The following is a 20,087-nucleotide window of genomic DNA, read 5'->3' on the forward strand; positions in this document are numbered from 1 at the left end:
GTGACTATTCCAGAAAGAGAGAGGGGAGAGATCGGCGCTCTTGCAGGGGTCTGGCATCAGGCATTCAGCCAGAACTATCTGCTCAATACTCTCTCAATCACCCGGACTGCACTCGCCTTGATGGCGGCAACCACATCCATACCGGGGGAGAGATCAAGATCTTCTACGGAGCGGCTCGTGACGAGGGCAATGATCGGAAAACCGGCATTGAGATGTACCTGGGTAAGGGGGCCGCCAAGAGGGATCACGGCAGTGATCGTTGCTTTGAAACGGTTTTGCGCCGAACCTGCATGGCCATCACCAACATGGAGCGTTACATCGGCTGCCCGGAAGGCAATATCGACAGAGCTGCCGGGAGAGATATTTGAAACGGCAAGAACACTCACTCCTGCAACCTCTATTGAGGCAAGACTCGAGGTTCCGGCTCCCACAACACCAGAGAGAATATTCTCCATACCAATAAAACGGGCAACAGCAGAACTCTTCGGGGTTTCAAATACGGAATCAACCGGTCCCTCCTGCATCCGGACACCATCGATGATCACCGCACAACGGGTTGCCATACGAAGGATCTCTTCCCGTGCGTGTGTCACCTGGACAATCGTGAGATGCTCTTCCCGGTGGATCCTGAGAAGATCTGCAATAATCTGTTCACGGGTGATTGGATCAAGTGCGGCGAACGGTTCGTCAAGGAGGAGAATTTCCGGATCAGAGGCAAGAGCACGTGCAATCGCCACACGTTGCTGCTCTCCTCCACTCAGGGTTCCCGGATACCGGTTTCTCAGATGAGAGATCCCAAACTGCATGAGAAGCTCATCCACCCGGCGATCAATCTCATCACGGGGACGTTTCTGCATCTTCATCCCAAACCCGATATTCTTCTCAACCACCATATGAGGGAAGAGCGAGTAATCCTGGTATACAAGAGAAATCCGGCGTTTCTCCGGGGGTATCAACGTTGTATTGGAGCCATTTATGAGCACCTCTCCTTTATCAGGGAGATGAAGCCCCGCAATCGCCTCAAGGATAACGGTCTTTCCGGCACCGGATGGACCGATGATAAAATAATAATCTCCCCTGTTGATTTTGATACTCACATCACGGAGTGCAAAATCTCCAAGTGCAAGAGATAAATGCCTAAACTCGATCATCGTGCCTCCCGATAAAGCGTGACAGGTACCGGAGTGCCAAAAAGACTGCAAAACACGCGAATATCATAATAAACGCAATGGTGCTGCTCTCCTTGAGACCCCCGGTTGTGAAGCGGTAATAGAGCAATGTTGAGATCACCATCGGATAATAGGCGATCATGATGATGGCTGCAAATTCCCCAATCGCCCGCCCCCATGAAAATATTGCCCCATTATAGATGTATCGTGCAGAGAGCGGCAGGACAACATGCAGGAATGCCAAAAACCGGGATGCGCCAAGAGTTCTCGCGACATTCTCAAGATGCACCGGGACTTTCTCAAAACCTTCCCGTGCCGAATTGATGAAATACGGGGAAGAGACAAAGAGCATCGCAACAACAATCCCGGGATAGGCATCTTCGAATGAAAACCCGATATCATAGAGAGGCCCCCCGATCAATCCCCGTTTCATAAAGAGGATATACACAAGAATTCCTGCAACCGTGTGGGGAAGCATCAGAGGGATATCAACAATCGTCTCGACAAATCTCTTTCCCCGGAAATCTGTCCTGGCAAGCACATAGGCAAGCGGGATGCCGAGGAACACAAGAATTACAATGGCGTTTGCACCGGCTGCCATGGTGAGTATGATCGAGTCAATCACTTTTGAGTCGGCTGCCACCTGCAGCAGGTGGGGAATATCTGAGAGTTCCCGAACCGTCATATTCAGGAGGGCAAGTAATGTGAGCGAAAGAATGAGACCGCCGAGGAGGGAGAAGGAGATGAGGCAGCGATCACGGAGAACTGGGATTTGAGCCATAGGTATCGGGCAGAAAAAAAGTTAAGGGTGTCAGGCGGTGAGTGCCTTCAATACTGAAGGTACAGAGCCAAATCCGCCTGCGGGGACAACCGGGGGCTGGCCCTGGCCATCCATAATAGCCTGCCCGGTGGGACCGATTAACATCTCGACAAATGCAAGACCTGCATCAGGATTCTCTGCATTCTTCGGGACAGTTGCACCGTAGACAATTGGCAGTCCCTTCATCATGCCGCCTTCAGTTTCAATAAGAACAGTGGCATAGGCAGACTCGTACTGGATGGATGAGAGGTCGATTGCCTCAGGAAGTACGATGAATTTGAGATCGTGCTGCACAGCAACCGACTGGTACTCCCATGCATAGTCGAGGCCGCCGCTCTGGAGCATCTGGACAAGTTCAACAGATTTCGGACGGATCTGGATGTTGCCTTTTGGCTCAGGTGATTTTGCGTGGACAGTAAAGATGCCATTCTCTTCAGTCACTGTGATTGCAGAGTTTGCTCCAACGAGCCGGTCAAAGATGGTATCATCGCCATAGTGTGCTTCTGCGAGCTGTATTGTCATCAGAGAGCGGTACCCGCAGGGGTCGAGATTGGGATCAGAGAAGGCCCATGCCACATCGGGTTTTTCGAGGATTGTATACCAGTTGTCGGCATTGATCTCATCCACATACAGGCTGTCATCTGTATAGCAGAGCACCATCCGGTTTTTGGCAAATGTAACATACCAGTCGGCATGCGATGGAACCAGCAGTCCCGGGATGAGCGTGTAGTCAGCTGATGCAAAGACATCGGCGCTCTTATCGAGGTCGGAAATATCCTTGGCAAGTTTCGTTGAGCCGGCAGGAACGAGCTGTACAGTAGTACCGGGATATTTTGCTTCAAATGCAGCCGCCAGCTCCTCAAAAGGAACCGTGAGGCTTCCGGCATGGAAGACCGTTACAATGCCGGAGATTTCCGGAGTGGTTACTGTCGGTGCAGGTTCATCCTGGCCCACGCAGCCGCAGAGGAATACTGCAGCCACAACAAGAGCCAGAGCGATGAAAATACTCTTCATCTCTTTCATATCAGGAGATTGACGATTATGTAAATTAAATATACCCATTTGTTTCTGATGTAAAGGTAGTTTAATTAACTTATTGAACAACGATCGATAAGAACCATTATAGTTCTATGAACACTGAGCAGAATGGGCAACATTTTTGCCCCAAAAGAACAAAAAAACCTGAAAAAAGAGAGAAGAGTCAATACTATGCAAAAAAGATCTTTTTGGTTAACGTGGATTATAACGGGAATCCCCGTGCCCCCAGATCGGATCGCACCCATACTGCTCCATCCAGCCGCTATCATATCCTTTATCTGCCCCACGTGCCTGTTCTTCATCAGAAAACGGAATCTCATACCCCATACAGTACTCAATCAGTACCTCATATGCCTCATTCAGGCGGATCATGCCATTGTGCGTCTCTTCGGATTCATAGCCGGAGACATCCGGATGCCACTCCCGTGCAAGGGCATGATAGCAGGTGCGAATCTGGCTGATGCTTGCCGCATCACCAGTACCCAGAATATCCGCAGCCTCCCTGAGAGAAAGGCATTTACGAGCAGCCATACGATATCATGTGACCACAGGACGATAAATGAACCCATTGCGACAGGTCTTTGAAGACCATGCAGGTGATTATGACCGCTGGTTCGATGATCATCCCCATATCTATTCCGCCCAGCTCTCGATGCTCCGGGATGCGATGCCAACAGAGGGGCTGGGGCTGGAGATAGGCGTTGGTTCCGGGCGTTTTGCAGCCCCCTTAGGCATATCTCTGGGTATCGACCCATCACCCGCACTGGCAGCACAAGCACGGGCACGGGGGGTAGAAACTGTGATCGGCGTTGGAGAGCACACCCCGTTCCGCAATACTACCTGTGATGCCATCCTGATGATGACTGTCATCTGTTTTCTGAATGATCCATTCCCTGTCTTTCAGGAGGCATACCGTCTCCTGAAAACGAACGGAACACTCGTGCTTGGCTTCATCGAGCGGGATGGGGCAATCGCACGCAAATACCAGAATGAAGATGTAAAAGGGCGTTTTCTCCGGTATGTCACCTATTATTCAGTTGATGAGGTCACCGCCATCTATAGAGATGCGGGTTTTTCAGAGGTTTCAATCTCACAAAGGTCACGGGGGTTCGCGGTGATCGTCGGGAAAAAGCTGTAAAATACCTAAATCTCCTCTGGCTACTCCACAACACCATTCCGGCATCTCCGGAAAGAGACATATACCGGAGAGCAGAGGGTCAAGGCACGATCGATGTACGGTTCAAGCCGCAATCATCTGCATTCATCCCCTTGACCAAAATGACGCCAGATACCCATCCATATATTCGAAAAACCGCTCCACCGTCTCCATTGAGTACGGTCCCTCCTCATATGCCGTCATCAGGGTAAGTTCTCCCCTGAAGGTATAGGCGGTGACCAGAAACCCATTTGGCCAGCAGATGCAGGGGATGAAATGGAACTGTTCAAGGGAGAGGAGTTCTCCGTCCTTTCCGGGCATAGGGAGATAAGCCTCCGGGCTGATGATTCCCAGGTTTGCAAAGACCGGGTTCTTCTCGCCATCTGTTCTATACCGTGTGAGCATCCCGTCAAAGAACGCCTCCACCGCATCCATCCCGCCGGCATAGATCTTGTCATAGAAATGAATGCAGCCCGGCCCGATCCTGCCATCCTTCCGGGTTTTCATGAACGCCGTCACTTCGGGGAGAATATCCATAATCCCTGCCCCGGATTCAACATCAAGTGTCAGCTCAAAGGCAACCGAGAGGTTCATCGGTGGGAGGCGTTCCTTACCCGGCAGAAGCCGCCGCATATCTGCGGATGTCAGGATACCGCGGGGAGCGCCGCGATCTGCGGGATCATCCCTGATTGCTAAAAACGCCAGAAAGAAACCAGCAATCAGGACATCATTGACGGTGGCTCCATACTCCTTTGCAATCGCCTTGATCCGGGGAAGGCGATCCGCCGGGAGTGTCCGGTATGCAGCCCTTTGCGTCCCCCTTCCGACCCATTCGGCCGGGAAATGCCAGCGGTCGATGAACGGCTCCTCTTCTGCAATCGCCAGCCTGCACTCCTCTTTGGTAAAGAGGGAGAGGACGCGATCTGTGGTCCGGTCATAGCAGCCGGTGGAGGGGGGGCAAAATCCGGGATCCTGCATAATCTCCCGGTATGCCGAACAGAGATCCTCTGCCATCGTGAGGATACCCTGCGCATCGCAGAACCCATGATGGCAGGTAACACAGATGGTATCGCCGCCCGTTCCCCGGTACACCGTCACCCGGATCTGCGGGCCTGCACGGACGTCAGGAGGCCGGGGAAGAACGGCAGGCGGAGGGGCGTCAGACCCGCCGGAATGAAGAAGAAACGCCCGTTCCCACTCCTCTTCCCTGATCTCTTCCCAGACCGGCTGTCCATCCAGAACCGCAAATCTCGATCTGATATAGGGATTTGATCCGATCAGCCTCATTGTCGCAGTCTTCAGTATGTCTTCATCGACTTGTGCGTCAAAGGTGAGGACGACGGTCATTGCCGGGTCATAGATCTGTTCGAAGAGGACATTGAAGAGATCAAATACAGGCACGGGATGGCGGGGGGGAGGAGGGGTCATCACCTGAATACTTCTCCCCGTAATGTTATTGCTCTTTTCACCGGGCAGGAGAAGATACGCCACCACAGGGGAGGCGGGACTGAGAGACCGGATCTTTTTTCACTCACCGGTTCCATCCTTTGCAGATGAAGAGTGACAGTGAGATTCTCAGGGAAGCGGTCCGGCATGCCCTCAGGCTCGGGGCGGACGTGGCAGGCACAATCCCGGCAGCCATGCTCAAAAACTGTCCATCAGCCGAGGCAGACGGCAACCAGGGATCAGTGAGAGACGATGGCACCTACATCATCCTCGGGCTCTTCCATGATCCCGCCACGCCGGAGATGGATCACTGGGAGGAGGGGCGTGGCACACCGGGGGATCGACAGCTTGGAGCAATCGGGAGATCGATTGCCGGGTGGCTGAATGAAACACACGGGATCACTGCGGAATTGATCCCCTACCAGCTCGATGACGGCGGGATCTATCTCAAGGATGCCGCAGTAATCGCAGGAATCGGCATTATGGGGAGAAACAACCTTGTGCTGGTGCCGGGATTTGGGCCGAGGATCAGGTTCCGGGCAGTCTGGGCGGATATCGAATCCAATCCGCCGGCACCAGTCGATCTCACAAACCCCTGCCCTGAATGCCCCGGGTACTGTATCAGCACCTGCCCGATGGGGGCGTTTGAAACCGGAACATACAGCCGGGAGCGGTGCATGCAGAGGATGAATGCAGATAAAAAGAGAGCCAGAGAGATAATCGACCACTGCCGGGCATGCGAGCTCGCCTGCCCCTAACGCTTCTCTGCTCTCAGCTCCTCAAGCTTCGCGAGCACCTCTTCAACATGCCCCTTCACCTTCACCTTCCGCCAGATGTGGGCGATATTTCCATCAGGATCGATGATGTAGGTGCTCCGTTCAACCCCCATATACTCCCTGCCGTACATCTTCTTCTGTTTCCAGGCGCCATACGCCTCGATCACCAGGTGTTCGGGATCTGAGAGGAGGGAGACGGTGAGCTTTTGCTTCTCGGCGAAACGCCGGTGGGTTGCGATCGAATCCGGGCTGATTCCAAAGACAGGCGTATTATCACGGGCAAACTCCTCCATCGTATCAGAGAAGGAACGGGCTTCAAGGGTGCAGCCTGAGGAGTTGTCTTTTGGATAAAAGTAGATGATCACAAAGACGCCCCGCTCCTCTGCAAGGCATACCATATGCTCATCGATATCTGGGAGGCAGAAATCCGGTGCCTTCATCCCAATCTCCAGTTCTGTCATGGGAGAACCTCTCAGGTAAGAGCAATAAACATATCCATCCCATCAAAAGAGTGGCTTTTGTCCGTGCAACAGCCTCGCCTCAAACAATATAGCCTTTTGAACGAAGCATTTCACGGTATTCATCTTCAGTCACAGTACATGCAATATAGTTCTGAAGATCGGCTTTTGTCGTGAACATCATCTGCTTGTACATTTTCGAGAGGAGGCTCTCTGAAATATCCCCATTACCTCCATGGCTCACTTTTGTATGGATGCTGTCAACAATCTTTCCCTCGTGATCCTTGAAGCGATAAAAGATATGATCTCCTCTTCTGATTTGGAGAAAACCTTTATTTTTGGCAGCCCGTTCAAAGTCACGTTTTTTTATGGGCATCTCTATGCCCCTCCATATCTTGTATCAATAAGGCCTTTTACCTCATTGAAATCAAGATATTGGAGGAGTCCCTGCTTTAATTGGAGTGAACTTTCAGAGTGCATATCATCAGGATATTCACTGAAGCTGAGAATATGTCCCTCTATCTCCTCTTCAAGAGACTGAATTGCTTTTTTGTAATTATCTCCACACCCATAGAGAGCAAGATCATTGTTGAACAGACACCATTGTTTGTCATTATTGTCATAGGAGACAGTGAAGGTAATTGGTTTCAACAGGATGTATTGACCAATTTTATGAAGAGTTTCAAACTTCACCTGCTCCAGATTCTCTACTGAGTCAATTTTATAGTTTTTTTGTGTCTGTATCATATTTCCGGTCACACGAACCCATTTTTTATAGAGGTTTTTCACCTGATCTTCTATTTCAGGTTTGAAATAGCAGTTGATGTTCCGTCCGACGGTAGTATTTACGATAAAGTACGAGAGATTATCGCCACGGATACCTACGATAACTCCCTGTATAGTGACAATACCTGTACCTCCGTATTTGAAGACGAGTTCTTCAAGGTATTCCTTCTGATGTTTTGGAATGAAGCTTCCATGATCCGGTTGTTCAATGGAGGTTTTTATTTCTATGGTGGATCCGGACGAGGCGAAAGAAAGGAGGCTTTTAAGAAGACCAATTCGTGCAGATGGATCTTCGATCTCCTTGTCAAGGTGTGTTGGAAACGCATCCGGATTGGTATTCAGAATATCCATAAGCCGCTCAAAGCACCCGGTAATATCGGTAAAAGTGTTCTCGCCGTCAAGGCCGGTTCCGTATGTTACCGGGAATAAAGGTACAATGATACTGCCTTCCCTGATCTCCTTAAGATAAAGCCGGAAATCTTCTTTTTTATAGGCCTTTCCGAATTTTGAAATACCAATATTATCAACAGCACGCTGCATATTGGAGACTGCCTCGGCAAAAGCCAGGGCTTCTATAGCATTATCCTTTACTGTCGCTCCGTCACGGATAATAATCCATGTCTTGGGTTTTTCTTGAGGCGCCATTTCGCTTCTTTTCTTTACACACTCTAATCATATACACCTTATGCCTTTTCCTGAGCGAAAATGATATAATATTAATAAATATATTTTATTTTAATCTCCCATAATTCCCCACATTTCTATAGCACTCCGGGTACTTGGGGCATATATTTCTTCCATCCCGCCCAATTGGTAACCACGATGAGAGAGAGCCCCGAATTTGCATGGAAACAATGCCTGATCGTCAGGGACGACGTGAAGATGAGCTGCGGGAAGAAATGCGCACAGCTTGCCCATGCAGCCGTCGGCGCCTATGAGAAGGCCAGTGCCGCCTCAAAACGTGCCTGGATGGATGAGGGGCAGAAGAAGGTCGCCCTGAAGGTGAGCGGGGAGCGGGCGCTCTATGAACTGAAGGTGATTGCAGAAGCAAACGGCATCCCGGCATGCATCATCCAGGATGCAGGGCTCACCGAGATCCCGCCGGGAACCGTCACTGCTCTTGGCCTTGGACCCGCAAAATCCGAACTCATCGACCGGATCACCTCAGATCTGAAGCTGCTATGATGCAGAGTCCCTATCCCCTGGAACACGAGCTTCAGATGCGCTATTACGGGGACGACCATCCCGGTATCGGCGGAAAACTGAGAACCACCCCTGAAGACTTTGTTGTCGAAGAGATTCCAAAGCCATTCACCGGGAGCGGGCCCTACCTGATCTGCACCGTTACCCGCCGCTCATGGGAGCACCAGCACGCAATCCATGAGATCGCAAAACGGCTTGGGATCAGCAGGAAACGGATCGGCTGGGCTGGCACAAAAGACAGAAACGCCGTTGCCACCCACTACATCTCGCTCTACAAGGTTGAGCCAGAACAGATTCATCAGCTTTCATTCAGGGATATGAAGGTGGAACCGGTAGGCCAACACCAGTTCAGCCTCTCGCTTGGCGATCTTGAAGGGAACCGGTTTTCTCTTCTGATCAGAAACTGTGAACAGGAGAAGCTCACCAATCTTCCCGGCATAACAGAAACCGTACAGGCGGGCATCCCAAACTACTTCGGGCTTCAGCGGTTCGGTGCCCAGAAACCGGTCACCCACCGGGTCGGATCGGCGATCCTTCGTGGCGAATACCGGGAGGCGGTTGATATCTACATCGGCGATCCCTTCCCAAATGAAGACGAGGAGGTAAAAACGGCACGGGCGGCATTCAGGGAGACGGGCGATGCAAAGGAGGCATTATATGCACTTCCGGTCAGGCTTGGGTTCGAACGGGCGATGCTCGATTATCTCTCAAAACACGAAGGCGATCACAAGGGAGCTCTCAAAGCCCTCCCCCCAAAACTCCTCACCATGTTCGTCTCGGCATGGCAATCCTACCTCTTCAATGCCGCCATCTCGGATCGCTTTGACCGCGGCCTCCCCCTGCATGAGCCCGAAGCGGGAGACACCCTTGTCTACTTAAACGGGAGATCTGACCGGGCAACAGAGAAGAACCTCCCGACTGCACGGCAGCATATCAAACGGGGGAGGGCGATGATCGCGGCATTCATGCCGGGCGGATCATCAATCTCAAACCCGGGCACGATGGAGGAGTATATGCTCAGGCTCTCGGAAGAGGCCGGGATCGGATCAGGTGCATTCAGGGAGGCGGCAGGCTACCTGGAATGCGCATTTGACGGATCGATCAGGCCGATCGTGCTGAGAACAGAGATACACGCAGAAACAGAAAGTGATACTGCCCGGCTTACCTTCACACTCCCCCCCGGCCACTATGCAACGTCAGTCTGCCGGGAGTTCATGAAGAGCGATCCAATATCACTCGTCTGAACCCCTCTGCGCGGGTGATTCACGGAAAAAATCAGCGGGAACGGGCGATCTCCCGGGCCCCGGCGATTGCATCCTGGAGGTTGCCGATCTCATCAACGAGCCCGATCTCAAGAGCCTGTTCGCCACGGATCATTCGTGCATCTTCGATTGATTCACGGGTGATATTTCGCTGGCTGCTGATATCCGCAAAGAGCCGGTTGAAACTCGCATCAACGAGATCCTGGGCGACCTCCTCCTCATCTGAAGTGAGCCCGCGATATGAATGGGTCATATCCTTCATCTCACCTGATTTTACAATATCGATCTCAAGCCCCTCTTTCCTGAGCTGATCGCTTGTATCATAGAAGATCCACATCACCCCGATACCCCCGGTCATGGTATCATGGCTCGAATAGATCCGGTCAGCATATGCGGCAACATAGTATGCACCAGAGGTTGCAATATCGCCCATCGAGACGACAACCGGCTTCTTCTGCTTTGCATAGATGATATCACGGATGATCTCCTGGGCTGCTGCCGGGGTGCCGCCGCCGGAATCGATCCTGAGCACGATCGCCCGTGTCAGGGGATCGTCTGCTGCCTTTCGAATCTGGCTGCCGATATATTCGCTTCCGGTATAGCCGCCGGACCGTGCTTCTCCGGTGATCATCGTCCCTTCAATCCTGATCACCGGGACATCGGTTCCGCCCATGGGATCGATGAGGCTGAAGATACCGACAATGGCAAAGATACCAAGAACAAGGAAGAGAAGAATAAGGCCTCCTTTTTTAAGCTGCCTGATCCTCTGTTGCTGTTTTATCTGACGTTCAATGTAATTCATGATTTAACGGGATAGAGTACATCATATTCGGTGACGAGGTTGGTGCCGCAGAGATAATGGGTGCGGAGTTCAAGCCGGATCATCTCGTCTTCGGTCTCTATATGCATCCCACCGACAAGTGAGGGCGTATCATCTCCCCCGACAATGAAGGGCAGGTGGATGAGCCGTATCTCATCGACAAGGCAGTTGTGCAGCATATGGTAGTTCAGGGTTGGCCCACCCTCGACCATCATCTTCCGGACACCATACTGTTCATAGAGCGTCTCAAGGAGGAGGGGGAGATCCACTTCGGTCTCTCCGCAGACAACCACCTCAGCGCCGGTTGCCCTGATCGCATCGATCCGTTCGCTGGATGCAATTTCAGAGACGGCAATGACGGTCTGTGCATCAGGCTTGAAGATATTGGCAGTGAGCGGCAGATCGCCCCTGCTGTTTGGGATGACGCGAATCGGGCTCTTGCCGGGGACTTTCCTGACCGTCAGAAATGAGTTGTCGATCCGGATCGTGCGGGATCCGACCATAATCGCGTCGCATTCTGCCCGTGTCGTATGGAGAAGGGTCTCGGTCTCTTCTGCCATGTATTTCATCAGGATCTTGCTCGATGCATCCTTCTTTAATGTCAGCTTACCATCTGCGGTGATCTCGGACATCATCAGGACCTGTGGTTTTTTCGGATGCGCTCTCATACTGATCCTCTCGATTGATATATCTCTTTGAATACCTTAAGAATATAGGGTTTATTACAGGCTGGTTGAGGGAAATATGAACATTACCACATTACGTCCACACTGCATGCGGTATCTGGAACCGATCGCTAACCTCTGTGTACGTCTGGGTCTCTCCCCAAACCAGATCACCATACTTTCGCTTATTTTCGGAATCGGGTGTGCTTTATCCTTTGTTTATCAGCAGTTCATTCTGGGATCCCTCCTCCTCTTCATCTCTGCAATCCTCGATCTCGTTGACGGGAGTGTCGCGCGTAAAACCAATCATGACAGTAATTTCGGCGCGGTTCTCGACTGGATTGTTGACAAATACATCGATGTGCTTGCACTCCTTGGTGTCGGGCTCTCGGGAATTGCCATTATATCCGGTTTCACCACGCTCCCCCCGATAGCGGATTTCGGGGTTGTCGCACTCGCCATCATCGGCTCCATGATGAACACCTTCATCAAGCCGGTTGTTTATGCGGAGGTTGGCTATTCAGACCGTGTCTGCGGCAAAATTGACGATCCGCTTGAAGGGGTCGGGTTCTTTGGAAGACCCGAGACCCTGCTTGTGCTGATCCTCGGCGGCGTCACCGGATTCATCTGGGTCTCGGTGATCATCATCGCGATCTGCACAAATCTCTCGGCAATCCAGCGGATCATCTACCTTTCAGGAAGACTTGCCTGATATCCCGGATATACTGGGAGACCAGCTTCTCTGCAAGTACCCCAAGATCGGGGATTAAACGGAAGAGGCCATAGGCGATTGCTATCAGGACAACAAGTGCAAGAAGCTCGCAGAAGACATTGTGTGCCCAGAAGAAGCTTTCATACCCGTAATTACCATTTCCAACAAGATCAGGGAACCAGGGGTACCACTGGCCGGTATATGCCATGATCACATAGGCATTCCTGAAGAGATTCAACAGGTAAATTGTCGGTGCAATCAGGAGGAATGAGAGGATCTTCTGCCGGGTTGTCGTCGGCACCATATTTGCAACCGCGAGCATGATCGCTATGCTGGTGATTCCGGTGCACCCGAGGATGATCTCGACACGGAACCCGATATCAAAACCCGGTATCGATCCTGCCATGATCGTATTCCATTCATAGAGGGTCACCGGATACCTGAGAAGTTCCAGCACCCATACCGTCTGGTTGACGACGACCCCGATCAGCCAGTTCTTCAATGGCTCATAAAAGCCAAATGGAGCATAGATCAAAAAGGAGAAGGCAGCCGCCCTCGTCAGGCTTCCAACAACAGGATCCTTCATCAGAAGCCGCCGTGCCGTAAGATAGACAAACGGTACCGAGAGGATTCCAAGGATCGGATAGAGGAAATTATTGATCTGAAGAAAACCCGGCAATTCGAAAAGGAGGAGAAGTGATATTGATGCCCAACCGACTATCCCTGCATACCAGTTATACCTGTGTGGCAGAAGAAAAAGGAGAAAGCCGATACAGGAGAGAAGAACCAGGTATTCGTTCATTACAATATATTGAACGGGGGATCAGAAAAAGGATGAGGAAGACGTCACTAGCATATCAGAATGGCGGAGTCTTTAAAGATCCAGTGCATATACTATAGTCATGCGTTTCTGCCCAGAATGTAAGAGCCTGATGATCGCCAGATCCGGAAAGATGCATTGCCGGAGATGTGACTATTCTGAAGATATCACCGATTCCGAATCCCTCAAAGTGACAAAAACCAGAGTCGAGAAAGAGATCGTGATCGTTGACGAAGATGATGCCATCCCGACACTCCCGACCTGTGCCATCCGGTGCCCGGAGTGTGACCATAACGTCGCGTACTGGTGGCTCAGGCAGCTCCGGTCCGCGGATGAAAGTGAAGTCCGGTTCTTCCGGTGTGTCTCCTGTTCCCACACCTGGAGACAATACGACTAAAACAGAGCAGAAATCCATCACTTCTGCCCAAACAGGGAGAGAACAGAATACCCTCCCCCATATTCCAGGGTTAAAATCCCAGAATACCATGTTTTTATATGATGCCGGAGAACCGGATCTATCATTCTACACAATTAATCATGTCAATTTGGAGGGACCATGTCCGAGAAGCAGGTGACATTGAGCACAAAGAAGTACATGCCTGATCCTGAATACAGGAAAGAGGCATGGTGCAAGGATGCCGAGCACGCGTACCAGGGGTATATCACTGATCCGGATGGATTCTGGTCACGAATCAGCCATGAGCTTGAATGGTTCCAGCCCTGGGAGACGGTGAAGGAGTGGAAGCATCCCTTTGCCCGGTGGTTCATCAATGGAAAAACCAATATAAGCTATAACTGTCTGGATCGGCATATCGCCGGCCACCGGAGAAATAAGGTCGCAGTCTTCTGGCAGGGAGACGACGGATCGACCCGGAGCCTGACATACTGGCAGCTTCTCCGTGAGGTTGAGCGGTTTGCAAACGGCCTGAAGAGCCTCGGTGTCGGAAAGGGCGATACCGTCTGCATCTACATGCCAAATGTCCCCGAGCAGATCATTGCCATGCTCGCCTGTGCACGTATCGGTGCAGTCCATTCGGTCGTCTTTGCCGGATTTGGATCCGATGCGCTGCATGCACGGATCACCGGTGCCGGTGCCAAAGTTGTGATCACCGCCGATGCAAGCATCAGGCGTGGAAAGACCATTCCCCTCAAGCCGATCCTTGAGGAGGCGCTGATCAATGCGACAACTGTTGACCACGTCGTTGTGCTCAGGACACAGACTCCGAAGATCAGCCTCCTCTCCGAATTTGAGAGAGATTTTTATGAACTGATGGAGGAGAGTGAAAAGAACTGTGCATCTGAGCCGATGGATGCAGAAGATCCCCTCTTCATCCTTTATACCTCCGGGACAACCGGCCAGCCGAAGGGTATCGTCCATACAACCGGCGGGTACATGGTCGGAACCTACTATACAAGCAAGTACATCCTCGATATCAAGGACTCCGATGTCTACTGGTGTACAGCAGACCCCGGCTGGATCACCGGCCATTCCTATATCGTCTATGGCCCGCTCCTTGTTGGTGCGACCATCTTCATCACCGAAGGCACCCCGGACTACCCGGATGCCGGGATCTGGTGGAAATATATCGAGAAGTTCGGGATCTCCATCATGTATACCGCACCGACCGCAATCCGGATGTTCATGCGGTTTGGCGAGGAGTACCCAAACAAATACGACCTCTCCAGCCTCCGCCTCCTCGGGTCGGTGGGAGAGCCATTGAATCCCGAAGCATTCGAGTGGTTCTATCACACAATCGGAAAGGGCAAACTCCCGATTGTCGATACCTGGTGGCAGACCGAGACCGGGATGCATATGATCACCACGATGATCGGAGAGCCGATGAAGCCCGGATTTGCAGGAAAGCCGATCCCAGGTGTTCTCGTTGATATCGTCGACAAGGAAGGAAAACCAGTACCGCCGGGAATATCCGGGCAGCTGATCATCAAGGAGCCCTGGCCGTCGATGGCGCGGATGGTGCACCAGAATGAAGAGCGGTACCGGATGTACTGGAGCGGACCTGAGGATACCTTCACTGCAAGCGATCTTGCTGTCCGGGATGAAGAGGGGTATATTATGATCCTTGGCAGATCAGACGACCTGATCATCGTCTCCGGCCATAACATCGGAACAGCGGAGGTCGAAAGCGCACTGGTTGCACACAAGGCCGTTGGAGAAGCGGCGGTCGTCGGGATACCTGATGAGATGAAGGGCAACCGGATACTGGCTTTTGTCCTTCTGAGGGAAGGGTTCATCGAGACCCCGAAACTGAAACAGGATCTCCTCTACCACGTGAGAATCACCCTCGGCCCGATTGCACTCCCCTCCGAGATCAGGATTGTCGACTCGCTCCCAAAGACAAGGAGCGGCAAGATCATGAGACGGGTCCTCCGTGCACAGGAACTTGGTGAAGATCCAGGTGATCTCTCAACAATCGAAGAGTAACCAGATCACTTCTATTTTTTCAGAATAGTTTATATAGTGAATAGTAATAGTTATAAACATGACATTCAATCCCGAGGATTCGCTCAAGATTGAAAATATCGTAGCATCCGCCAAGGTTACTGAATCACTCGATCTCCCCTCACTCGCTGCCGAGATAAAGGGTGCCGAATACAACAAAAAACGGTTCCCCGGTGTTGTTCTGAGGATGCAGGATCCGAAAATTGCCGCTCTGGTCTTTGGATCGGGGAAAGTCGTCCTGACAGGTGCGAAAAGTATCGAGAGCTTAAACCGTGGCCTTGAGATTCTCGGGAACCTTCTCCGGGATCTCAAGATCGATATCCCGGACGAACTGACCTACAAGATCCAGAATATCGTCACCTCCGCCGATCTCGGGACACCAATCAACTTAAACAAGATTGCAGTCGGCTTCAACCTTGACCGGATCGAGTATGAGCCCGAACAGTTCCCCGGCCTCGTCTACCGGCTTGAAGAGCCGAAAGTCGTTGTCCTTCTCTTTGGATCGGGGAAACTGATCATCACCGGCGGAAAAGTACCTGAGGATGCACAGGGTGCGGTGAAGAAGATCCTAAACGATCTCTCGAATCTCGGGATGCTCTGAATATAACAGATACCCTTTCTTTTCTCCCGCTCAAAGAACATTCAGTAATCTGAATGGAAGCCCTTTTATATTATAGATAATAAATAATAGTACGAGGAGTATTTAACATGGATAACGGAAACTTCGGAACGTTAACACCAAAACAGGAAGAACTTGTCAGTCTGTTGAATGGAATCGGGATGAAGAGAAATGTTGCAAAAGTACTTGTCTTTCTCTCTGAGCTGCCTGAAGCAAGCTCCCGTGAGATCGAACGCGGCACCGATCTCCGTCAGCCCGAAGTGAGTATCGCAATGCGGGACTTAAAAGAGCATGAGTGGGTCACCTGTCGGGAGAGCAAGACTGAAAATAAAGGGCGCCCGGTGAAGATCTACTCTATTGCTCTTGGACTGGCTGAGATAACGAATATCCTGGAAGAGAAGAAACGCCAGGAAGCCGAGAGCCAGATATCAATGATCAACCGGATGCGCGAGTGCATCGAATCCTGATATTACTTTTTTCCAACAATCAGCTCTGTCTTATCAGTATATCGAGTGAACAGCCCTGATTCTATAATTCCCGGGATAGCGGCAAGCTTCATCTCAAGCTCTTCCGGCGAGGGGATCTCCGTGAATGTGCAGTCGATGATCAGGTTCCCGTTATCCGAGATGACGGGACCATCCTTTCCCGAGCCGGTCCTGATCTCCCCCGATCCCCCGAGATCAGTGATCCTCCTGAGTACCGGCGTACATGCAAATGAGAGCACCTCGACCGGAACTTTGCCGCTGAGATGCGTGACGCACTTTGACTCGTCGACGATGACAAGGAATGTCTCAGCAGCATCCACAACGCACTTCTCCCGGAGATGGGCACCGCCACGCCCTTTGATCATCCGCAGCTGTGGATCGACCTGATCTGCACCATCGATTGCCAGATCGAGGCGTGGATGTGCATCAAGGGTGGTGAGCGGAATCTCCATCTCAACAGCCCTGTAGGCTGTCTGGTAGGAGGTTGGCACTCCGAGAATGGTCAGTTTCTCCTCATACATCCTCTGCTGCAACCGCTCCATTGCATACAGCACTGTTGAGCCGGTGCCGATCCCGATTACATCACCGTCACGGACACGTTCTGCTGCCCTGTATCCGGCCTCCTGTTTGGCGCTATCCATATGATCTGGTATGATTGAAAGGGGTATGTAGCTTTGTATGCACCAGAATCCTATGCCGAAAACTGTCTTTTGACACCATCAAATGCAGCAGGGGCAGTGCAGTCCAGTGTCACGGGGGTGAGGGAGATCCTCCCCTCCCGTACCGCATGGACATCGGTTCCCTCTTCGGCATCCTCAACAAAGGGCCCGTCGATCCAGTAGTATGGCCTTCCTCTCGGGTCGAACCGTTCCTCAACACCTGTATGGAAGAGCTTGTGGGCAAGCCGTGTCACCTCGTACCCGCCACGGATCTCGGATGGGATATTCACATTCAGGACATTGCAATGCTCCGGGAATCCCTGATCGAATATCCGGGAACAGACATCCGTTATGATATGCCCAATCGATTCATCTTCGAGAAGAGCTGATCGCGGATCATCGAATTTCCGCCCCTGATCGCTCACCTGAAGGGAGAAGGCAACAGCAGGCGTTCCCTGGTTTGCAGCCTCAAGAGCGGCGCCAACGGTTCCTGAAGTCATGATGGACTCGAAACTGAGGTTCTCTCCGATATTGATCCCGGATACGACGAGATCAGGTTTCAGTTTGAGGGCATAGAGGCCGATGATAACCGCATCGGTCGGTTTTCCATCGACAGCATAGGCAGGGGAGCCATTGATATTCAGCTTATGCACCCGGATCGGCTCAAAGATAGAGATGGATCTTCCCACCGCGCTCTGCTGGGTGGATGGGGCGACGACGGTTACATCGGCGATCTCCGAGAGAGCAGCATATGCAGCCCAGAGACCACCTGAAGAGACACCATCGTCGTTTGTCAGCAGGACAGTCGGTTTCATGATTATGAGTCGTCGCCATGCAAAGAAATACCCTCGTATCGGCAAACCTCTTCTTCGCATGAGATCAATATTCCCTGTATGAAGGTTCTCCTCGCAGAGTATACGTTGCACCATGATCCCAGGCTCGCACCCGAAGGCGAAGCGATGCTGAAGACACTGAAGCAGAGTTTTGAAGATCTCGGATACACCGTGGTATCCCCCGGAGAAGGAGATTTTGGGGATGAGATCGAACGGCTTGCATCCGATTGCAGGTACGGGCTCGTCATCGCACCCGATCACCTCCTTGCCGGTTTCACAAGAAGGATGGAGGGGGTTACCCATAATGTCGGAACAGACAGTACCAATGCAGCAGTCTGTGCCAATAAACGACTGACCGCCAGTCTTCTCGCTGAGCATGGTATTGATGTCCCAAAGGAAGTATCAGCCGGGATGCGGGTGATCAAGCCGGTCAGGGGATCGGGCTCGGTCAATGTCCGGATCGGGGATGAAGAACCAGGGGATGGCGAGTTTGGCCAGGAGATCCTGACAGGAGATCAGATCTCGGTCTCGGTGATCGGATCCCGCGTCGTCGGTGATGTATGCAGTTTCTATAGCGGGGCACCGCCATTTGTCCTTGCCATCAACCGGCAGAAGATTACAATGGATGAGGGGAAGATCACCTACCTCGGCGGGGAGACGCCGGTGGATCATCCCCGTGCAGAGGAGATCAGGGAGATTGCACGGAAGGTTGTCACAACTCTCGGCTGCCAGGGGTACATCGGTATTGATATGATTGTCGGAGACCGGATCACCGTCATCGATGTGAATCCCCGGATCACGACAAGCGCAATCGGAATAGCCGCTGTGATGGAAGAGGAGATAGCTGACCTCCTGATCAAGGCGTCCGAGGGGATTGAGCCGGAGCCGGTTCACCTGAAGGGAACGGTGCTTTTTGATACACATGGTGGGATTATAAGGCAATGATCGGGATCGATATCGGAGGGGCAAATACCAAGATCGTCGATGGGGACGAGGTGATCATACGGTACTGCCCGCTCTGGAAGGAGGCGCCGATCACAGAGATCCTCTCGGAGTTTGACGGCGAAGCTGCTGTCGTGATGAGCGGGGAGCTTGCAGACTGTTTCTATTCAAAGAATGAGGGGATTTCGTTCATCGTCAACGCGGTGCGTGAGGTGCTTCCAAAAGCCCGGTTCTATGGAACGGATGGGCGGTTCCATACCAAACCGGTGCCTGAACTTGCAGCGGCAAACTGGCTCGCATCTGCGGATCTCCTGAGGGATCGGTATTCTGATTCGGTGCTGGTTGATTTTGGGAGCACCACCGCCGACATTATACCGCTCTCCCCCTTTGACGCACTGCTGGGACAGACCGATCTCACCCGTCTCAGGAAAGGCTATCTCATCTACTGCGGGATGCTCAGGACACCGGTTGCCTCGCTCCTCCGTTCTGTGATAATTAATGGAGAAGAGACGCCACTTTCAACAGAGTACTTTGCATCGGCCGGGGATGCACACCTTGTCCTTGGCCATATCACTCCTGAGGAGTATACGACTCCGACACCGGATGGAAAGGAGGCGACCCGGGATCTGAGCCTTGCACGGCTTGCACGATCCGCCTGTGCGGATCTGGATGAGATCGGTGAGGCAGGGGCGGTTGCGATCGCAACTGCATTCTGGAAGGCTGAACGGAACCTCATTGAAGAGTCGCTGAAGAGGATCGGGAAACGGCCGCTGCTTGCGGGCGGGATCGGATCTCGTCTTCTCGGGAGTTCCTTCGGAGGAACCGATCTCTTCGATGAGCTCGGGCAGTTTGCCGACGCACTCCCTGCATATGCAGTACGAGAGGTGGCAGAACGAAACGGTATCTGATCCCGCTCCTTCTCCTTGCCGGATCGGTTGCGATCACGGCACTCTCATT

General features: G+C 52.1%; 24 protein-coding genes. 11 read left to right on the forward strand and 13 right to left on the reverse strand.

All coding sequences use genetic code 11. The annotated features are described in order from the left end of the window. Positions 1 to 74: 74 nt before the first annotated feature. The 4 genes from ACYUBO_RS07775 to ACYUBO_RS07790 form a co-directional block, all read right to left on the reverse strand. Positions 75 to 1,151 (reverse strand): ABC transporter ATP-binding protein, encoded by a 1,077-nt coding sequence (locus tag ACYUBO_RS07775; RefSeq protein WP_460373390.1) that lies wholly within the window; start codon positions 1,149 to 1,151, stop codon positions 75 to 77. Then, entirely contained in the window at positions 1,138 to 1,950 is an 813-nt protein-coding gene (locus ACYUBO_RS07780; protein ID WP_300332625.1) for an ABC transporter permease, read from the reverse strand. The genes ACYUBO_RS07775 and ACYUBO_RS07780 overlap by 14 nt, the downstream gene beginning before the upstream one ends. Positions 1,951 to 1,980: 30 nt before the next feature. Further along, on the reverse strand, positions 1,981 to 3,012 hold the full coding sequence (gene wtpA, locus ACYUBO_RS07785) for a tungstate ABC transporter substrate-binding protein WtpA (RefSeq protein WP_460373391.1): 1,032 nt from the start codon (positions 3,010 to 3,012) through the stop codon (positions 1,981 to 1,983). A 207-nt stretch (positions 3,013 to 3,219) separates the two neighbouring features. After that, positions 3,220 to 3,558 carry a J domain-containing protein gene (locus ACYUBO_RS07790; RefSeq protein ID WP_460373392.1) on the reverse strand — a complete coding sequence of 113 codons (339 nt, stop codon included), beginning with the start codon at positions 3,556 to 3,558 and terminating at the stop codon, positions 3,220 to 3,222. Positions 3,559 to 3,586: 28 nt separating this feature from the next. Between ACYUBO_RS07790 and ACYUBO_RS07795 the strand changes: the two genes are divergently transcribed. Continuing rightward, positions 3,587 to 4,165, forward strand: coding sequence for a class I SAM-dependent methyltransferase (locus ACYUBO_RS07795; RefSeq protein WP_460373393.1), 579 nt, complete (start codon positions 3,587 to 3,589; stop codon positions 4,163 to 4,165). 123 nt (positions 4,166 to 4,288) lie between these two features. On the opposite strand, the gene ACYUBO_RS07800 is transcribed toward ACYUBO_RS07795, so the two are convergent. Then, positions 4,289 to 5,611: a condensation protein gene (locus tag ACYUBO_RS07800; protein WP_460373394.1), complete on the reverse strand. Its 1,323-nt coding sequence runs from the start codon at positions 5,609 to 5,611 to the stop codon at positions 4,289 to 4,291. A 125-nt stretch (positions 5,612 to 5,736) separates the two neighbouring features. Between ACYUBO_RS07800 and ACYUBO_RS07805 the strand changes: the two genes are divergently transcribed. Continuing rightward, on the forward strand, positions 5,737 to 6,387 hold the full coding sequence (locus tag ACYUBO_RS07805; protein ID WP_460373395.1) for a hypothetical protein: 651 nt from the start codon (positions 5,737 to 5,739) through the stop codon (positions 6,385 to 6,387). On the opposite strand, the gene bcp is transcribed toward ACYUBO_RS07805, so the two are convergent. The 3 genes from bcp to ACYUBO_RS07820 all read right to left on the reverse strand — a co-directional run bounded on the left by bcp (position 6,384) and on the right by ACYUBO_RS07820 (position 8,294). Then, positions 6,384 to 6,866: a thioredoxin-dependent thiol peroxidase gene (gene bcp / locus ACYUBO_RS07810; protein WP_460373396.1), complete on the reverse strand. Its 483-nt coding sequence runs from the start codon at positions 6,864 to 6,866 to the stop codon at positions 6,384 to 6,386. The two genes, ACYUBO_RS07805 and bcp, sit on opposite strands and share 4 nt — an antisense overlap. Before the next feature lie 79 nt (positions 6,867 to 6,945). Then, positions 6,946 to 7,239 carry a hypothetical protein gene (locus ACYUBO_RS07815; protein ID WP_300329179.1) on the reverse strand — a complete coding sequence of 98 codons (294 nt, stop codon included), beginning with the start codon at positions 7,237 to 7,239 and terminating at the stop codon, positions 6,946 to 6,948. 2 nt (positions 7,240 to 7,241) lie between these two features. After that, positions 7,242 to 8,294 (reverse strand): hypothetical protein, encoded by a 1,053-nt coding sequence (locus tag ACYUBO_RS07820; protein ID WP_460373397.1) that lies wholly within the window; start codon positions 8,292 to 8,294, stop codon positions 7,242 to 7,244. Between the two features lie 177 nt (positions 8,295 to 8,471). Here ACYUBO_RS07820 and pth2 point away from each other — a divergent pair, with 177 nt between their 5' ends. Both pth2 and truD read left to right on the forward strand, forming a co-directional pair. After that, entirely contained in the window at positions 8,472 to 8,834 is a 363-nt protein-coding gene (gene pth2 / locus ACYUBO_RS07825; protein ID WP_460373398.1) for a peptidyl-tRNA hydrolase Pth2, read from the forward strand. Beyond that, positions 8,831 to 10,096 (forward strand): tRNA pseudouridine(13) synthase TruD, encoded by a 1,266-nt coding sequence (truD, locus tag ACYUBO_RS07830; RefSeq protein WP_460373399.1) that lies wholly within the window; start codon positions 8,831 to 8,833, stop codon positions 10,094 to 10,096. The genes pth2 and truD overlap by 4 nt, the downstream gene beginning before the upstream one ends. Positions 10,097 to 10,127: 31 nt before the next feature. On the opposite strand, the gene sppA is transcribed toward truD, so the two are convergent. Continuing rightward, positions 10,128 to 10,916 (reverse strand): signal peptide peptidase SppA, encoded by a 789-nt coding sequence (gene sppA / locus ACYUBO_RS07835; RefSeq protein WP_460373400.1) that lies wholly within the window; start codon positions 10,914 to 10,916, stop codon positions 10,128 to 10,130. Then, entirely contained in the window at positions 10,913 to 11,602 is a 690-nt protein-coding gene (locus ACYUBO_RS07840; RefSeq protein WP_300329164.1) for a dihydrofolate reductase family protein, read from the reverse strand. Before ACYUBO_RS07840 ends, sppA begins: the two co-directional genes overlap by 4 nt. A gap of 76 nt (positions 11,603 to 11,678) precedes the next feature. On the opposite strand from ACYUBO_RS07840, the gene ACYUBO_RS07845 reads away from it, so the two are divergent. Then, on the forward strand, positions 11,679 to 12,311 hold the full coding sequence (locus ACYUBO_RS07845) for a CDP-alcohol phosphatidyltransferase family protein (RefSeq protein ID WP_300329162.1): 633 nt from the start codon (positions 11,679 to 11,681) through the stop codon (positions 12,309 to 12,311). On the opposite strand, the gene artA is transcribed toward ACYUBO_RS07845, so the two are convergent. Continuing rightward, a complete protein-coding gene (artA, locus tag ACYUBO_RS07850; protein WP_300329157.1) occupies positions 12,283 to 13,113 on the reverse strand; it encodes an archaeosortase A in 831 nt (276 codons plus the stop codon). The two genes, ACYUBO_RS07845 and artA, sit on opposite strands and share 29 nt — an antisense overlap. Before the next feature lie 100 nt (positions 13,114 to 13,213). Between artA and ACYUBO_RS07855 the strand changes: the two genes are divergently transcribed. From ACYUBO_RS07855 to mreA, 4 genes are all read left to right on the forward strand, one after another. After that, complete coding sequence (locus ACYUBO_RS07855) at positions 13,214 to 13,528, forward strand: transcription factor S (RefSeq protein WP_300329153.1); 315 nt, start codon at positions 13,214 to 13,216, stop codon at positions 13,526 to 13,528. Between the two features lie 159 nt (positions 13,529 to 13,687). Then, entirely contained in the window at positions 13,688 to 15,574 is a 1,887-nt protein-coding gene (acs, locus tag ACYUBO_RS07860) for an acetate--CoA ligase (RefSeq protein ID WP_460373401.1), read from the forward strand. A gap of 58 nt (positions 15,575 to 15,632) precedes the next feature. Next, positions 15,633 to 16,193: a TATA-box-binding protein gene (locus tag ACYUBO_RS07865; protein ID WP_460373402.1), complete on the forward strand. Its 561-nt coding sequence runs from the start codon at positions 15,633 to 15,635 to the stop codon at positions 16,191 to 16,193. A gap of 107 nt (positions 16,194 to 16,300) precedes the next feature. Beyond that, positions 16,301 to 16,678 carry an MreA family transcriptional regulator gene (gene mreA, locus ACYUBO_RS07870; RefSeq protein ID WP_460373403.1) on the forward strand — a complete coding sequence of 126 codons (378 nt, stop codon included), beginning with the start codon at positions 16,301 to 16,303 and terminating at the stop codon, positions 16,676 to 16,678. Positions 16,679 to 16,680: 2 nt separating this feature from the next. Here the strand turns inward: mreA and rpiA are convergent, their stop codons facing one another. Continuing rightward, positions 16,681 to 17,337 carry a ribose 5-phosphate isomerase A gene (gene rpiA, locus ACYUBO_RS07875; protein WP_460373404.1) on the reverse strand — a complete coding sequence of 219 codons (657 nt, stop codon included), beginning with the start codon at positions 17,335 to 17,337 and terminating at the stop codon, positions 16,681 to 16,683. A gap of 50 nt (positions 17,338 to 17,387) precedes the next feature. Beyond that, positions 17,388 to 18,170 carry a 5'/3'-nucleotidase SurE gene (gene surE, locus ACYUBO_RS07880; protein WP_460373405.1) on the reverse strand — a complete coding sequence of 261 codons (783 nt, stop codon included), beginning with the start codon at positions 18,168 to 18,170 and terminating at the stop codon, positions 17,388 to 17,390. Positions 18,171 to 18,248: 78 nt separating this feature from the next. Here surE and ACYUBO_RS07885 point away from each other — a divergent pair, with 78 nt between their 5' ends. Both ACYUBO_RS07885 and ACYUBO_RS07890 read left to right on the forward strand, forming a co-directional pair. Beyond that, a complete protein-coding gene (locus ACYUBO_RS07885) occupies positions 18,249 to 19,133 on the forward strand; it encodes an ATP-grasp domain-containing protein (protein ID WP_460373406.1) in 885 nt (294 codons plus the stop codon). Continuing rightward, positions 19,130 to 20,038 carry a hydantoinase/oxoprolinase family protein gene (locus tag ACYUBO_RS07890; RefSeq protein WP_460373407.1) on the forward strand — a complete coding sequence of 303 codons (909 nt, stop codon included), beginning with the start codon at positions 19,130 to 19,132 and terminating at the stop codon, positions 20,036 to 20,038. Before ACYUBO_RS07885 ends, ACYUBO_RS07890 begins: the two co-directional genes overlap by 4 nt. Positions 20,039 to 20,087 lie beyond the last annotated feature (49 nt).

The sequence above is a fragment of the Methanocalculus sp. MC3 genome, from assembly GCF_054767395.1.